Origin of the sequence: Caballeronia sp. LjRoot29, from assembly GCF_964252755.1 — a bacterium.
In the GTDB taxonomy this organism is placed as follows: domain Bacteria; phylum Pseudomonadota; class Gammaproteobacteria; order Burkholderiales; family Burkholderiaceae; genus Caballeronia.
In genome coordinates this window covers 126,562-140,735 of the sequence record NZ_CAXUPU020000019.1, presented here as the reverse complement: position 1 = coordinate 140,735, position 14,174 = coordinate 126,562, and the positions used below count along the sequence as shown (strand labels likewise).

15 protein-coding genes and 1 pseudogene are annotated in these 14,174 nt (G+C 60.2%); 10 read left to right on the top strand and 6 right to left on the bottom strand.

The window, feature by feature from the left end:
- Both ACSQ83_RS20970 and ACSQ83_RS20965 read left to right on the top strand, forming a co-directional pair.
- On the top strand, positions 1–459 hold a 459-nt coding region (locus ACSQ83_RS20970), incomplete at its 5' end, for an MAPEG family protein (RefSeq protein WP_436229451.1).
- A 21-nt stretch (positions 460–480) separates the two neighbouring features.
- On the top strand, positions 481–1,155 hold the full coding sequence (locus tag ACSQ83_RS20965; RefSeq protein WP_436229450.1) for an alpha/beta hydrolase: 675 nt from the start codon (positions 481–483) through the stop codon (positions 1,153–1,155).
- 2 nt (positions 1,156–1,157) lie between these two features.
- Here ACSQ83_RS20965 and ACSQ83_RS20960 read toward each other — a convergent pair whose 3' ends face one another.
- From ACSQ83_RS20960 to ACSQ83_RS20945, 4 genes are all read right to left on the bottom strand, one after another.
- A complete protein-coding gene (locus ACSQ83_RS20960) occupies positions 1,158–2,123 on the bottom strand; it encodes a nucleoside hydrolase (RefSeq protein WP_436229449.1) in 966 nt (321 codons plus the stop codon).
- Positions 2,120–2,509 carry a cytidine deaminase gene (locus tag ACSQ83_RS20955; RefSeq protein ID WP_414950854.1) on the bottom strand — a complete coding sequence of 130 codons (390 nt, stop codon included), beginning with the start codon at positions 2,507–2,509 and terminating at the stop codon, positions 2,120–2,122. Before ACSQ83_RS20955 ends, ACSQ83_RS20960 begins: the two co-directional genes overlap by 4 nt.
- Before the next feature lie 10 nt (positions 2,510–2,519).
- Positions 2,520–3,797 (bottom strand): NupC/NupG family nucleoside CNT transporter, encoded by a 1,278-nt coding sequence (locus tag ACSQ83_RS20950; RefSeq protein ID WP_414950855.1) that lies wholly within the window; start codon positions 3,795–3,797, stop codon positions 2,520–2,522.
- Between the two features lie 142 nt (positions 3,798–3,939).
- Positions 3,940–4,623, bottom strand: coding sequence for an HAD family hydrolase (locus ACSQ83_RS20945; RefSeq protein ID WP_436229448.1), 684 nt, complete (start codon positions 4,621–4,623; stop codon positions 3,940–3,942).
- A 218-nt stretch (positions 4,624–4,841) separates the two neighbouring features.
- Between ACSQ83_RS20945 and ACSQ83_RS20940 the strand changes: the two genes are divergently transcribed.
- Positions 4,842–6,515, top strand: a complete 1,674-nt coding sequence (locus ACSQ83_RS20940) for a Na/Pi cotransporter family protein (protein WP_414950857.1) — start codon at positions 4,842–4,844, stop codon at positions 6,513–6,515.
- An 18-nt stretch (positions 6,516–6,533) separates the two neighbouring features.
- Here ACSQ83_RS20940 and ACSQ83_RS20935 read toward each other — a convergent pair whose 3' ends face one another.
- Positions 6,534–7,304: a DeoR/GlpR family DNA-binding transcription regulator gene (locus ACSQ83_RS20935; protein WP_277038182.1), complete on the bottom strand. Its 771-nt coding sequence runs from the start codon at positions 7,302–7,304 to the stop codon at positions 6,534–6,536.
- A gap of 518 nt (positions 7,305–7,822) precedes the next feature.
- On the opposite strand from ACSQ83_RS20935, the gene ACSQ83_RS20930 reads away from it, so the two are divergent.
- The 7 genes and pseudogenes from ACSQ83_RS20930 to ACSQ83_RS20900 all read left to right on the top strand — a co-directional run bounded on the left by ACSQ83_RS20930 (position 7,823) and on the right by ACSQ83_RS20900 (position 13,492).
- Entirely contained in the window at positions 7,823–8,962 is a 1,140-nt protein-coding gene (locus tag ACSQ83_RS20930; protein WP_414950859.1) for an ABC transporter substrate-binding protein, read from the top strand.
- A 215-nt stretch (positions 8,963–9,177) separates the two neighbouring features.
- Positions 9,178–10,041 (top strand): ABC transporter permease, encoded by an 864-nt coding sequence (locus ACSQ83_RS20925; protein WP_231937196.1) that lies wholly within the window; start codon positions 9,178–9,180, stop codon positions 10,039–10,041.
- Positions 10,038–10,871 carry an ABC transporter permease gene (locus ACSQ83_RS20920; RefSeq protein WP_436229447.1) on the top strand — a complete coding sequence of 278 codons (834 nt, stop codon included), beginning with the start codon at positions 10,038–10,040 and terminating at the stop codon, positions 10,869–10,871. Before ACSQ83_RS20925 ends, ACSQ83_RS20920 begins: the two co-directional genes overlap by 4 nt.
- 14 nt (positions 10,872–10,885) lie before the next feature.
- The gene (locus tag ACSQ83_RS20915) at positions 10,886–11,953 is read left to right on the top strand and encodes an ABC transporter ATP-binding protein (RefSeq protein WP_414950862.1); all 1,068 of its coding nucleotides are present in this window, start codon (positions 10,886–10,888) and stop codon (positions 11,951–11,953) included.
- A gap of 181 nt (positions 11,954–12,134) precedes the next feature.
- Positions 12,135–12,236, top strand: a pseudogene (locus ACSQ83_RS20910) (BrnT family toxin); the annotation flags it as partial.
- A 150-nt stretch (positions 12,237–12,386) separates the two neighbouring features.
- Positions 12,387–12,692, top strand: a complete 306-nt coding sequence (locus ACSQ83_RS20905; protein ID WP_436229456.1) for a BrnA antitoxin family protein — start codon at positions 12,387–12,389, stop codon at positions 12,690–12,692.
- 254 nt (positions 12,693–12,946) lie between these two features.
- Positions 12,947–13,492, top strand: coding sequence for a hypothetical protein (locus ACSQ83_RS20900; RefSeq protein WP_436229446.1), 546 nt, complete (start codon positions 12,947–12,949; stop codon positions 13,490–13,492).
- A gap of 16 nt (positions 13,493–13,508) precedes the next feature.
- Here ACSQ83_RS20900 and ACSQ83_RS20895 read toward each other — a convergent pair whose 3' ends face one another.
- Positions 13,509–13,865, bottom strand: coding sequence for a hypothetical protein (locus ACSQ83_RS20895; RefSeq protein WP_436229445.1), 357 nt, complete (start codon positions 13,863–13,865; stop codon positions 13,509–13,511).
- Positions 13,866–14,174: the final 309 nt, after the last annotated feature.

Genomic DNA, 14,174 nt, shown 5'->3' with positions numbered 1-14,174 from the left:
AAGCAGTGTTTCAATGATGGCATGATGATTCCGGTTTCGCACAACGCCACTCTCAAACCAATACTTCCCATGACAACCGAACTTCATATCCTCGCCTGGACGCTAGTGCTCGCCCTTATTCAGGTGCTGCTGCCATCGGTGGTGCGCACCCGCGAGACGGGGATCGGACATAACGGCGGACCGCGCGACCAGCCGGGGCCGCCCGTCGGCAAGGTGACCGGGCGTCTGATGCGTGCCCAGAGCAACCTGTTCGAGACCTTGCCCGTGTTCGCCATCGCCATCCTGATCGCGCACATGGCCGGCCGTGAAGGTACGCTGACGCTTTACGGCGCGTGGTTGTACATCGTCGCGCGCGTGGTCTACGTGCCCTTGTATGCGGCGGGAATTCCGTTCCTGCGCTCGCTCGTATGGATGGTTTCGCTTTTCGGCATCGTTCTCGTTCTCGTCCCTATCATCTGATCTGAAACTGGAGTCCAGTCAATGACTGCTTTGCTTACCACCATCGACGTGGAATCTGCGCCAAATCCCGAGTACGCCGTGATCCTGATGCACGGCCTGGGCGCCGACGCCAACGATTTCATCCCGCTCGTGCCCGAGCTGCGCCTGGGTGATTTGCCCGCCGTGCGTTTCGTTTTCCCGAACGCTACTGAAATGCCGGTGACCGGCAACAACGGTTATGTGATGCGGGCGTGGTACGACATTTTGTCGTTCGAAGGCGTGAACCACCGGGTCGATGAAGCCGGGTTGAAGGCATCGTGTGAACGGATTCGCGAACTGATCGCGCGGGAGAACGAGCGTGGCATCCCGACCTCGAAGATCTTCCTGGCCGGGTTTTCGCAAGGTGGGGCAATGACGTACACGGCAGGGCTCACTCATCCCGAGAAACTGGCGGGACTGATCGTGCTGTCTGGTTACGTGCCGTCGCCAGGTTTGATCGATGCGTCGTTTAGCGAAGCAAATCGCGATACGCCGATATTCGCCGCACATGGCACGCAAGACCCCGTGCTACCCATTGAACTGGCGACTCAAGGCCGCGACTTCGCGCTCGCGCACGGTTGCAAGCTGGAATGGCATACCTACCCGATGCCGCATTCAGTCTGTGCTGAAGAAGTCGAAGCCTTGCGCGTGTGGCTAGGGGCAAGGCTCTCCAGTTAAAGTTAAAGCGTCTTGAGCAAGGTGTTTTTGTATAGATCGAGCATGCCCGCCGCATCCACGCCGATGCAAACCGACTGCGTCGGACGGGTGTCCCAGTCCGGCGCGGGAACGCGCATGGTCGACGGTTTTTGTATCGTCTGACCCGTCGCGATACCGTTGGTCAGCACCCGCACGGGGCCGTGGCGCACCGTATAAAGATGCGGCGCCAGCACGTACGCTACCGCCGATGAATCATGCACGTAGATGCCTTCGAGTCCGGCGCTGTCGTGGTGAAACTGCGCGTAATGCCTTGATACGTCCCACACGAAACGGCCGGCCTCACCGGCGCCATCACGGATCGATGCCAGCCAGTCGTTCGGCATGATCGTGTTTTGCGTGACGTCGAGGCCGACGAGCGTGACCGGCCACGCCGCGCCAAGGACGAGATCTGCCGCATCCGGGTCGCACAGGATGTTGGCTTCAGCCGCCGGCGATACGTTGCCGAGCACGCCGGCCGTACCAAACGCGCCGCCCATGATGACGACCTGCTTCACCAGCGCGGCAATGTCCGGGTCGGCTTGCAGTGCGTGTGCGAGATTCGTCAATGGACCGACCGCGATCAGCGTCACTTCACCGGGAAGGGCGCGAATCGTATCGATCATGAATTGATGCGCGGGGCGCGGATCGAGCGTTGTATCGGCGGGCCGGTTCAGCTCGATATTGCCGAGGCCGTTGTCGCCATGAATCCAGCCGAGCGGCGCAGGCGGTGCGCGATGCAACGGCGCCGCCGCCCCGCGTGCGACCGGCACGCCGGGCGCAAAACGCGAGCGCAGGTAGAGCGCGTTGGCCGTGGTCGTTTCTATGGTTGCGTTGCCGAACACACTCGTGATGCCAAGGAGTTCGATCTCGGGATGCAGCGCCTGGAACACCAGCGCCATGGCGTCGTCGACACCTGGGTCGGTGTCGTAGATGACCTTATGCTTTGTCATAGGTAAAACGCGTCGGGGAGTTGTTCGCGGGCCGTGGTGTCGCGGATCGCGCCATTGAGGTTGCCAAGGCGGATGGTCAACTCGGGGCCGCCCAGTTCAATGATCACCTGACGGCATGCGCCGCAGGGCGCAATGGGTCCGTCCGTGTCGCCGATCACGGCGAGCGCTGCGAATTGGTCGCGCGTGTAGCCTGCGGCAATTGCGCTGAAAAACGCGGTACGTTCCGCACAATTGCACAATCCGTACGATGCATTCTCGACGTTGCAGCCATCGAATACACTGCCGTCTTTGGTGAGCAAGGCTGCACCCACCTTGAACCTGGAATAGGGTGCATAAGCGCGTTCGCGAGCGTTCTTCGCGCGTTCGAGCAACTCGTCCATCGTCATGATTTTCTCCTCAGTTCAGCGTCAGGAACATGCCCGCGATCGTCGCGCTCATCAGGTTCGAGAGCGTGGCGGCGAGCACGACCCGCAAGCCGTAGCGTGCCACTTCCGCGCGCCGCTCCGGCGCAACCGCGCTGAAGCCGCCGGTTAATACAGCGATCGACGAAAAGTTTGCGAAGCCGCACAGCGCGAAAGACAAGATCGCTATGGTACGCGGATCGAGTACCTGCAATCCAGCCGCGGCGACGCTGGCGGAGTCCTTCAAATACGGAGACAGCGACGCGTACGCCACGAACTCGTTGAGAATGAGTTTCTGCCCAAGGAAGTTGCCGGCGAGCGCGGCCTGATCCCAGGGCACGCCGATCAAATAGGCGATGGGCGCGAACACGGCGCCGAGCACGGATTGCATCGATACATTGGGGTCACCGAACCAGCCTCCAATGCCGCCCACAATCCCGTTCAACATCGCGATCAGGCCAACGAACGCAATCATCATGGCGCCGACCATGACCGCGATCTTCAGGCCGACGGTTGCTCCCGAACTGGCGGCTTCAATCACATTGGCCGGGCGTTTTTCATCGAAGTTCATGTTTTGAAGCGTGACGCGGCTGGCTTCGCTCGTCGGGTGGATGATCTTGGCGAACAGCAATCCGCCCGGTACGGCCATGAACGACGCAGCAAGCAGGTATTCGACCTTCACGCCGAGACCGGCATACCCTGCGAGCACCGAGCCCGCGACTGCAGCCATGCCGCTCGACATGACGGCGAACAATTCCGCGCTGGTCATGTCGCGTGCGAACGGCTTCACGACCGCCGGCATTTCGCTTTGACCGAGGAAGATGGTGGTGACGGCCGAGAACGATTCGATCTTCGATACCCCGAGCAGCTTCTGGAAGATCGTACCGAGCACGATCACGATCCATCGCATGATGCCGAGGTAATAGAGCACTGAGATCAGTGCGGTCACGAAGATGATGACAGGCAGCACGCGAACGGCGAAGACGAAACCGCCGCTGCCGAAGAGGTCGAACATCTTTGACTGGACCAGGCCGCCGAACAGGAACTCAATGCCTGCGTTGCCGTAGCCGAGTACATGATTTACCCCCGCCGCCGCCGCGGAGAGTACGTTCTTGCCGAAAGGAACGAACAGGATGAAGGCGCCAATGCCCACCTGCACCAGCAGTGCAGGCACGATGGTGCGCAGGCGAATGCCGCGGCGATTGGTGGAGAAGATGAAAGCGATGAGCAGCAGTACGGCGATGCCAAGCAGATTGCGCGCGATCAGGGCCATGTCTCGTTTATATGATTATCAGAGGAATGCGCGGATGCTACGCCAAGTGAAGCGTTTAGAGAATAGGGCGAGGTTCGACGAAACCGCGTGCTTGCGGGGTGTCTGCGGGAACCCGCCCTGACGCCTCGGGCAAACAAAAACCCTACGCGAATAGCTCGATGACCGGCCAGTCGCGCTCGGCTGCAATCGCTCGCAATTTCGCATCGGGGTTGGTTGCAACCGGATGCGTGACACGTTCCATTAGCGGGACGTCGTTGACGGAATCACTATAGAAATAGCTTGCCTCGAAATCGGTGAGTTTCAGTCCCTGCGAAGCCAGCCATTGCTCGGTGCGGACAATCTTGCCTTCGCGGAATGTCACCACACCCACCGAGCGCCCGGTGTAACGTCCGAGCGGATCATCGCCTTCAGTGCCCAGGTCGATTGCCAGCAGATGCTCAACGCCGAGCGCCTTTGCAATGGGCGCGGTGATGAACACATTGGTCGCCGTAACGATGCAGCACATGTGCCCCGCCTCAAGATGGCGGCGCAGCAGCGCAATCGCTTCAGGGCGGATAGCCGGTTCGATCACCGTCTTCATGAATGCCGCATGCCACGCGTCAAGCTGCGCTCGCGGATGACGCGCGAGCGGTGCAAGCGTCAGGTCCAGGTACTCATCCATGTTGAGCGTGCCGGCGACGTACTGCTGATAGTACGCATCGATTTCCTGCGCGTGGTCGGCACTGCCCTCGAAACCCAGCGTGGCGTAGAAGCGAGCCCACGACTGATCGCTGTCCAGCGGTAGCAATGTGTGATCCAGATCGAACAGCGCCAGAGTACGACTCATCCGTATAGCCCTTGATTGCAGGTGAAAAGCAGGTAAATAGCAGGTAAGCGGTGGGTAATCAGGTCGCCGGACCATACTGCCGGGCGCAGGCTACCCAGGCCGATTAGATCCTAGCTTTAAATACCCAAAAGTACAACAATGCAAAATTGTACAACTCATTTGCGTGGCATCATGGCACGGATGGCAGTACAGTCGGAACGAACAACGGACGTAGCCACATGTTGATCCTCTTGAATATTTTGTCGGGCGTCGCGTTGCTCGTGTGGGGCACGCATATTGTCCGGACCGGCATCCTGCGGGTCTTCGGCGCTGAATTGCGGCGCGTGTTGGGACGCAGTGCGAACAGCCGCTTCCGGGCGTTCGGCGCAGGCTTGTGCGTGACGAGTCTGGTCCAGAGCAGCAATGCGACCGCGGTGCTGGCTTCGTCGTTCGCGGCGCAAGGCCTGTTGCCGCTCGCTCCGGGACTCGCGATCATGCTCGGCGCAGATGTCGGCACCGCACTGATGTCGCGCGTGCTCACGCTCGATCTCTCGTGGCTGTCGCCCATCCTGCTGCTCGGCGGCGTGATCGCATTCCTGTCGTTCAAACAGACTCGCACGGGCCAGGTGGGGCGCACGGTTATCGGGCTGGGGCTGATCCTGCTGGCGCTGCACCTGATCGTGGAGGCCGCGCAGCCCGTGATGCAGGGCGAGGGCGTGAAGGTCATGTTCGGCGCGCTGACGGGTGACTCCATGCTCGACACGCTGGTAGGGGCGGCCTTCGCCATGATCTCCTACTCCAGTCTTGCGGCGGTCCTGCTGACGGCGACGCTGGCGTCCTCGGGCGTGATCTCGCTGAAGGTGGCGGTGTGCCTCGTGATTGGGGCTAACCTGGGTAGCGGCCTCCTGGCCGTGATCGGCACGCTGGGACAAAACCCGGCCGGCCGCCGTCTCGCGCTCGGTAACGTGCTGTTCAAGCTGGCCGGTGCATTGATCGTGCTGCCGTTCGCGCCGTGGATCGCACAAGGCATTGGCGCGTTGATCCCGTATCCGCGCGAGGCGGTGATCACATTCCATCTTCTATACAACCTGGTGCGCTGCGTAGCGTGCATGCCGCTGATCGATCCGGTCTCGCGCCTGTGTATCCGGCTGCTGCCGGACCGGCCCGAAGCGAACCCGGAACTACGGCCGCTGTATCTGGATCCTGTCGCGCTCTCCACGCCCACGCTTGCGCTGGCGAACGCCGCGCGCGAAGCGCTTCGCATAGGCGACATCATCCGTACCATGCTCGACAACCTGCTCGACATGATGCGGGCCAACGACCCGGTCAAGGCACGCTCGACCATCCGCATGGACGACGACGTCGATCAGCTCTATGCAGCGGTAAAGACCTATCTGGCGCGCATCTCGCGTGAGCAGCTTGACGAAGCGGATAGCCGGCGCTGGACCGACATCATTACGCTGACGATCAACCTGGAGCATGCTGGGGACATCATCGAGCGGGTGGTGACCAATATCCTTGAGAAGAAGATTACGCACCGGCTCGCGTTTTCGCCCGAGGGTCTGAGCGAGCTGGAAGACCTGCATTCGCGCGTGATCCTGACCTTGCAACTCGGCCTGAGCGTATTTCTTAATAGCGACTTGCGCAGCGCCGAGCGCTTGCTGGCCGAGAAGGAACGGTTTCGCGATCTCGAGCGCAGTTATTCGTATGCGCACCTGGATCGGCTGGCCGGGCAGAGCGCTCGCAGCATTGAAACCAGTGCGTTGCATCTCGACATCATCAGCGACCTCAAGCGCCTCAACTCGCTGTTCTGCTCGACGGCCTATCCGGTGCTCGACGCAGCCGGCGCGTTGCGCGACACGCGCTTGCGCCGCCGGGTGCTCGACGCCACCTACGGGAATGACGGCGTTTAAACGACGGCGTCTAAAACGCTAAGCCAGAATCACTTGCGGCAGCTTCTTGCGCAGTGACAGCAGCGCCGGACCTTCGGCGCCTTTCTTGTTGGTGATCAGGATATCCACGCGATTGATCGGGCAGAACGCAATCCTGCTGCACTGTCCGATCTTGCTGTAGTCGGCCAGGATCACGACCCGGTCGGCGTGCGCAACCATCGCACGGGCTACTTCGGTTTCCGCGTGATCGAAGTTGGTCGCACCATGCCGGTGATCGATGGCGACCGGCGAGAGCAACGCCACGTCAGCGCGATACCTGAGGATTTCGGAGACCGTCGTGCCGCCCACCGTGGCGAATGCCCGGTCGCTGATGGAGCCGCCTAGCAGGATGATCTCGTTGCTTGACTCGGTCTTTTCGCCGGTCGCCCGCATCTTCTGGGCGACGTCGATGGAGTTCGTGATGATGGTCAGGTTAGCCAGCTTCGCGAGTTCTTCGGCCAGGATGGCGGTGGTCGTGCCGGCATCGATGAACAAGGTTTGTCCACTGCTGACCAGCGCCGTGGCGGCCCGCGCGATGGCGTTCTTTGACTTGACGTGTGTATGGCTGCGCTCGGCGATCGGCGCTTCGTCAGCCGGACGCGTCACGCCGCCATGTACCCGCCGCAATTCACCCAATGCTTCCAGATCTACCAGATCGCGCCTGACCGTCTCGCGCGACACACCGAGCTCGGCCATGATGCGCTCGGTCGACACGCGTTCAAGCGTAGCGAGCAGCGCGCGAATTCTCTGATGACGATCTTCCTGCCACATGCTGTATTCCCGAGCGTTCAAGTCGAATGGATATTAGTGAAAACGAGCACACGCTGGCTGATGAAGTTGCAAGCGCAGTTGCAAACTGCCGATCCACGCTGATCCAGTTAGGCAGCCTAAGGCTTTGTGAGCGGACAATGTGTCGCCCGTGTGTCGCCAATATTAATTGGCTGCTGAGCGCCGTGCGTTAGTTCAGTTACTCGAAAATCCAGTGAAAGACTAACAAGAACTGGCGCTGCCAAGGTTGCATTTTTTTGGATACTTGCGAATTTGGGTATTTGATCTTAGTCTCTCCGTCACACTCGCGGATAGTTCCCTTCGACCTCCCGCAGTGCCTGAAACGAGTCCTGAATTGCTGTCTTTTTCACCGTCGTCATCGTTCTTAAACATTTGGCCGCCAGAGTCGCGTGCGCGTCAAATGTGAGTGCGCATTAAAAAACAAGTTTCGGACTATGCAGCATGGACGCAGCACGCAACTTTCCAAAAACGTAAGCACGAAGGCAGAGGATGGAAACATCATGAATCAAGACGGGTTGCGAGTGACCTCCACATTTCGCCGCTTGAGCGGCCGGGCATCCATCACGGCCGCTATCGCCGCCCTGACCGCGGTGGCGGGGCAGGCCGTGGCGGCGCCGCCGGCGTCCCTTATCGCTGCTGCGAAGAAGGAAGGCCAGTTGACCACGATCGCATTGCCGCACGACTGGTGCGGTTATGGCGCGTTGATCGAAGGCTTCAAGGCGAAGTACGGCATCACGGTGAACGAGCTGAATCCGGACGCTGGTTCGGGCGACGAAGTAGAAGCCATCAAGGCGAACAAGGGCAACACGGGACCGCAGGCGCCGGACGTGATCGACGTCGGCTTGTCGTTTGGACCGACGGCACAGGCCGCCGGCTTGCTGCAGCCCTACAAGGTGTCGACGTGGGCAAGCATTCCGGATTCGGCCAAGGAGAAGGACGGCTATTGGTACGGTGATTACTACGGCGTGCTGGCGTTTGAAGTGAACACCGACATGATCGACAAGGTCCCGGCTGATTGGGCCGACCTGCTCAAGTCCGACTACAAGAATGCAGTTGCGCTCGCGGGCGACCCGCGCTCCGCTAACCAGGCCATTCAAGCTGTGTATGCAGCCGGTCTGTCGCAAAGCAAGGGCGATGCATCGAAGGCGGGCGCTGCGGGCTTGAGCTTCTTCAGCACATTGAACAAGAACGGCAACTTCGTGCCGGTGATCGGCAAGGCCGCGTCGCTGGCGCAGGGCACCACGCCGATCATTGTGCGCTGGGACTACAACGCGCTGGCCGATCGCGATACGCTGAAGGGCAATCCGAAGGTGGCCGTAGTCGTGCCGAAGACGGGCGTGGTGGCCGGCGTCTACGTGCAGGGTATCAGCGCTTATGCACCGCACCCGAATGCTGCGAAGCTGTGGATGGAATACCTGTACTCGGACGAAGGCCAGATTGGCTGGCTCACCGGCTACTGTCATCCGATCCGCTTCAAGGATCTCGAAGCGAACAAGAAGATCCCGGCAGCGCTGCTCGCCAAGCTGCCGCCGCCGTCGGCCTACAAGAACGTGGTGTTCCCGACGCTCGACGAGCAAAACGCTTCGAAGGCGCTCATCACGAAGCAGTGGGATCAAGTGGTTGGCGCCAACGTGAAGTAACTGCCTGAGCCGTACACGATTGGTACACGAGGTAACGTAGTGCACGGTTAGCCGGACTTCACGTCCGGCTAACCTTCCGGTTCGCGCTTTGTGCTTTTCTCCAGCGCGGCCTGTCAGTCAAGAGCGACATCATGAGCACTTCATCGAAGATCGCCACGCCCATGTCCGGACATGAGGAGCGCGAGGGTCAGTCGAACCCGTCGCTCGGTCCCGGCATGAAGGCGGCGCGACGCGTGTCGCCCGCATGGAATTATCTCGGCGTCTTACCGTTTTTTGCGTTTGCCGTCTTGTTCTTGTTGCTGCCCACTGCATGGCTGATGGTCGGGGCATTCCAGGACCCGCAAGGCCATTTCACGCTTGAGAATTTCCGCCAGTTGCTGCAACCCAGCGTGCTCGACGCGTACTGGATCAGTTTCAAGGTCAGCGCGGCATCGGCGTTAGGCGGTGGCGTACTCGGACTCCTGCTGGCGTGGGCCGCTGTGCAGGGCAAGCTGCCGGTGTGGATTCGCCCGACTTTGATGACGTTTTCCGGCGTGGCGTCGAACTTCGCGGGCGTGCCGCTCGCGTTTGCGTTCATCTGCACGTTAGGGCGCGTCGGGCTCGTCACGGTGCTGCTGAAGAAGTACGTTGGCATCAACCTGTATTCAACAGGCTTCAGCATCCTGAGCTTCACGGGGCTGACGCTGACCTACCTGTACTTCCAGATTCCGCTGATGGTTCTCATCATCACGCCCGCGCTCGATGGCCTGAAGCGCGAATGGCGCGAGGCCTGCGATTGTCTGGGCGGCAGTGCTTACCATTACTGGATGTTCGTCGCGCTGCCCGTTCTCTGGCCGAGCGTACTCGGCGCCACGCTGCTGCTGTTCGCGAATGCGTTCGGCGCGGTGGCAACAGCATATGCGCTCACGGGCAGCTCGCTCAACATCGTGCCGATCGTGCTGTATGCGCAGATTCGCGGCGACGTGCTGCACAACGAAAATCTCGGTTATGCGCTCGCGCTCGGCATGGTGCTGGTGACCGGCTTGTCCAACGGTGGTTATATCTGGTTGCGCTCACGCGCTGAAAGGGGCCGTCGATGAGCAGCATTACCACAGCCAATCCGGCACCGGACAACAAGGTACGGGCCCAAACGCGGGCTGGCGCCTGGATCGCCATGATCGTTGGCGCGCTGTACTTCCTGCTGCCGCTCGCGGCCACCGTGGATTTCAGCTTGAAGATGCGGCGCGGTGAATACAGCTTCGACGCTTACCGCGTTGTCCTGACCGATCCTCATTTCCAGGCGTCGTTCGGCTACTCGATCATGATGGGCGTGTTCGCCATCGTGCTTGGCGTGCTGCTGGTTGTCCCGACCGCCTATTGGGTGCAGTTGCGCTTGCCGAAGCTGCGTCCGCTGATCGAGTTCATCACGCTGCTGCCGCTGGTGATTCCCGCTATCGTGATCGTGTTCGGCTATCTGCATATCTACAACAGCAGTTCGTTCCTGCCGCTCACCGGGAATGAACGCGCGACCGATTTCCTGCTGATGTGCGGGTACGTCACGCTGTGTTTGCCCTACATGTACCGCTCCGTCGACGCAGGCCTGCGTGCCGTCGATGTCCGCTCGCTCACCGAAGCCGCGGAATGCCTCGGGGCGAACTGGCCGACGATCCTCTTCAAGATCATCTTTCCGAATGTGCGCTCCGGGATCCTGTCGGGCGCGTTCCTGACCTTCGCGGTGGTCATCGGCGAATTCACGCTGGCGAGCTTGCTCAACCGTCCGGCGTTCGGGCCGTATCTGCAGCTGATTGGCGCGAACCGGGCGTATGAACCGTCGGCGCTCGCGATCATCGCATTTGCTATTACGTGGGCCTCGATGGGGCTTATTCAGGTCTTCGGCTCGGCGCGCGCTCTCGCCGGACAAAAAATTTAAAGGGCAGGCTTGTCATGGCACTTCTCGAGATCGAAAACCTTTCCAAGACGTTCGGTACGAACACAGTGCTGCATCAGTTCGATATGCAAATCGAACGCGGCGAATTCATCACCTTCCTCGGGCCGTCGGGTTGCGGCAAAACGACGGTGCTACGGATGATCGCCGGCTTTGAAACGCCCACGCGCGGTACGATCAAGCTCGCCGGTCGTGACGTCACCCATGTGCGCACGCGGCAACGCAAGGTCGGCATGGTGTTCCAGTCGTACGCGCTGTTTCCGAACATGACGGTGGCGGACAACATCGGCTTCGGGCTGAAGGTGCTGGGGCGGCCGCAGGCAGAGATCAAAGGGCGCGTGAAGGAAATGCTCGAGCTGATCAAGCTGCCTCACTTGGCCGATCGGTATCCGTGGCAAATGTCGGGTGGTCAGCAGCAACGGGTGGCACTTGCGCGCGCACTGGCCAACAAACCGCAGGTGCTGTTGCTCGACGAACCGCTCTCGGCTCTGGATGCAAAGATTCGCGTTTCGTTGCGTGAGGACATTCGCAGCCTGCAGCGCGAACTGGGCATTACTTCGATTTTCGTGACGCACGATCAGGAAGAGGCGCTGTCGATTTCTGACCGGATCGTGGTGATGAACGAAGGGCGCGTGGAGCAGATCGGCACACCGTCAGAGATCTATAACTTTCCGCGTACGCGGTTCGTGGCGTCGTTTGTCGGAACGTTGAACTTGCTATCGGGGCAGGTGGTGGATCCGGCAAGCGGGAAGATCGTGGTTGGCGGCCAGGAGTTGCGAACGTCGCACGCACTCAATTCCGGCGATGCCGGCAAGCAGCGGATGCTCGCCGTGCGCCCGGAGGCGATCGTGCTCGAAGCCCCGGCGAACGGTCGCAATACGCTTGCAGCTACCGTGGAGGAGGTCAATTTCCTTGGCGCCGTGGTGCGGATCAGAACACGCGTGGACCAGTCCGTGATTTCCCTCGATGTCTTCAACGACCCGAATCGGCGTCTACCGGAACGCGGACAACCTGTGGCACTTGGGTTCTCGCATGAAAACTTGCTGGTGCTGGAGGAGGGGGCTTGAGCAGTTGGCTAGCTGAAGCGCCGGAAGCGTTCTGAAGACAGGCGCCGGTTCAAGAGGCCGCTTTGCATTGCGCAGGCGGCCTTTTCGTTTGGACACGGACGGGACTGCAGGCCGGACGGTTAATTTCAGTAGCTACAAAAAGTAGTTGTGCAGCACTGCTTTATGCATCTACAATAAGTGGATGGAAATTGCATTCGATCGCGTGAAAGACGCCGCTAACTTGCAAAAGCACGGCGTCTCGCTGGTCGATGCAGTTCATCTTGACTGGTCGAGCCTGTTGACTACGACCGATACCCGCCGTGACTACGGTGAAGATCGGTATCAAGGCTTGGGAGATATTGCGGCCGGTTGTACTTCGTGGCGTTCACACCCCGTGACGACACCATGCGGGTTATCAGCTTTCGAAAAGCAAATAACCGGGAGATACACGACTATGAGCAAAATTAAATTGAGGCGAAACACGGCGGAAGAAGAAGCCGCGATCAATCGCGGTATTGCCGCTGACCCCGACGCGGAGTCGCTGTCGACGCAAGAGATGAAGGCGTTGCGCCCGTTGCCGGAAGTGATGGCCGAACGTCGCATGGGACGCCCTCCGAAAGAGCATCGGAAGGAGCAGGTCAGCGTGCGTTATGACGCGGATGTGATTGCGGCCTTCCGCGCGACGGGCGAAGGCTGGCAAACGCGCATGAACAACGCGCTGCGCACTTATCTCAGCGAGCATCCGTTAAAAGCGGCTTGAGCATAAACAAGAATCGGCGCGCGAACCGCGAACAAGCGTGGTCGCTTGGCGAGTCCTGAAGCTGCGCGCCGTTTCATTCTGAAAAAAATCGATAGAGAAGCATCAGGGCCGTTCCGGATCTCAGCGCCGGCATGGCCCTTGTTTTTTGGAGTGTCGTTACCGTCCGACACCCTTCCTAAAATCGGCACAATCTACGCGCTCGTCTCAAAATGTTAAGGTAGTGCTCGGTTTATTTTGAGACGGACAGCAAAAGCGTGATTTTCACCACCTATTTGAAGGCTCCTGGCGTTTGCATCGCCGCATCTATTCTCTTTCTTGGCGCCTGTGCGCCCTTGCCTCCCAACGACAACGCCAGCAGCGCGCAGCCCGCGTCAAGCGTCGCGCCGGTGGTCGCCGCCAAACTGCAACCCGCGGCACGACGTTCAGCGCAGGTCGATGCCTCCGGCGCGCCCGCCGCGCAAAGCATCGAAGTCGGCGGGCCTGCTGGCTACCATACGGAAGTCTCCATTACGCCGCCCAAGCAGGTCTGCGATCTGGACGCGTTTGCCGACGGTGTCGAATATGGCTACGCCTACACGTGGAATCGCCTCGTGATGGAGCAGGTGCGCGACGGCGGCAAGACCGCCAGTGCGCCGCCGCCCCAGTTCGATCCGTCAGCCATCCGTTTGCAGGACGAGCAGTACAAGATCGTGTGGAATGGCGACAAGCGGGTGAATGCGTGCGCGTCGGATGGTTATCTGATCGGGCGCATCGTGGGCACGCACAAGGCTTACACCGATCTCAAGGGCGCGGCGAGCTGATTCAGTCCCGCGTCGTTTAGTCGCATTTGTGGGCGTCGGCCACGTAGACTGACGCGCCCACGATATCGCCGTAAATTGTATATCCCGTCCCGTTCGCCGATGGTTCTGCGTCGATCAGCAACATGGTCTGGCCGTTCGCGCCGTGCACGGTGATTACATCGCCGTCCTGGTTCGGCGAATACTCGCCGGTCTTCAACGGCCGCGCGGCCCATTTCGCTTTGACGCAGGCCACGAACGGCAGCGTCTTGAGCTTCGATGTCCCCGAGCCGACGGGCACTGTCTTGATCAGCGAATCGTATTGGGTCACACAGGCGCTCAGGGCGAAGACGGCGACAGAAAGGGTCACGGCGGCGGCGAGGCGTTGCGTTTTCATACGGTAGAACCTTTTATCGATGATAAATGCCGCGCCTGAGGGTGTTCCCGGGGGCGTGCATCGGAGCCAAGATGCTAACCGCTCGCCCGATCAGGTGTGAAGAAAACCGCCGAAATCTGTGAAAAGCGGGTGCAAAACCGCTGCTGGACTTGTCCGAACGGCATAGACTCGCACACTTTTCTTAAGTCCCGTCAACCTACGCCGTTATACAGCCGTTGCTAACCGTAACGTTCTATTCAGGATTCTGAAATCTGAGTGAGCGTCGGATAGACGCGAAACGGTCCCGGCATCTGCCGATCAGAACCAAGA

What these genes read in the sequence shown, in the direction of transcription:
- ACSQ83_RS20965 (WP_436229450.1), top strand. Translation starts at nt 481, where the DNA reads ATGACTGCTTTGCTTACCACCATCGACGTGGAATCTGCGCCAAATCCC.
- ACSQ83_RS20960 (WP_436229449.1), bottom strand. Translation starts at nt 2,123, where the DNA reads ATGACAAAGCATAAGGTCATCTACGACACCGACCCAGGTGTCGACGAC.
- ACSQ83_RS20955 (WP_414950854.1), bottom strand. Translation starts at nt 2,509, where the DNA reads ATGACGATGGACGAGTTGCTCGAACGCGCGAAGAACGCTCGCGAACGC.
- ACSQ83_RS20950 (WP_414950855.1), bottom strand. Translation starts at nt 3,797, where the DNA reads ATGGCCCTGATCGCGCGCAATCTGCTTGGCATCGCCGTACTGCTGCTC.
- ACSQ83_RS20945 (WP_436229448.1), bottom strand. Translation starts at nt 4,623, where the DNA reads ATGAGTCGTACTCTGGCGCTGTTCGATCTGGATCACACATTGCTACCG.
- ACSQ83_RS20940 (WP_414950857.1), top strand. Translation starts at nt 4,842, where the DNA reads ATGTTGATCCTCTTGAATATTTTGTCGGGCGTCGCGTTGCTCGTGTGG.
- ACSQ83_RS20935 (WP_277038182.1), bottom strand. Translation starts at nt 7,304, where the DNA reads ATGTGGCAGGAAGATCGTCATCAGAGAATTCGCGCGCTGCTCGCTACG.
- ACSQ83_RS20930 (WP_414950859.1), top strand. Translation starts at nt 7,823, where the DNA reads ATGAATCAAGACGGGTTGCGAGTGACCTCCACATTTCGCCGCTTGAGC.
- ACSQ83_RS20925 (WP_231937196.1), top strand. Translation starts at nt 9,178, where the DNA reads ATGAAGGCGGCGCGACGCGTGTCGCCCGCATGGAATTATCTCGGCGTC.
- ACSQ83_RS20920 (WP_436229447.1), top strand. Translation starts at nt 10,038, where the DNA reads ATGAGCAGCATTACCACAGCCAATCCGGCACCGGACAACAAGGTACGG.
- ACSQ83_RS20915 (WP_414950862.1), top strand. Translation starts at nt 10,886, where the DNA reads ATGGCACTTCTCGAGATCGAAAACCTTTCCAAGACGTTCGGTACGAAC.
- ACSQ83_RS20905 (WP_436229456.1), top strand. Translation starts at nt 12,387, where the DNA reads ATGAGCAAAATTAAATTGAGGCGAAACACGGCGGAAGAAGAAGCCGCG.
- ACSQ83_RS20895 (WP_436229445.1), bottom strand. Translation starts at nt 13,865, where the DNA reads ATGAAAACGCAACGCCTCGCCGCCGCCGTGACCCTTTCTGTCGCCGTC.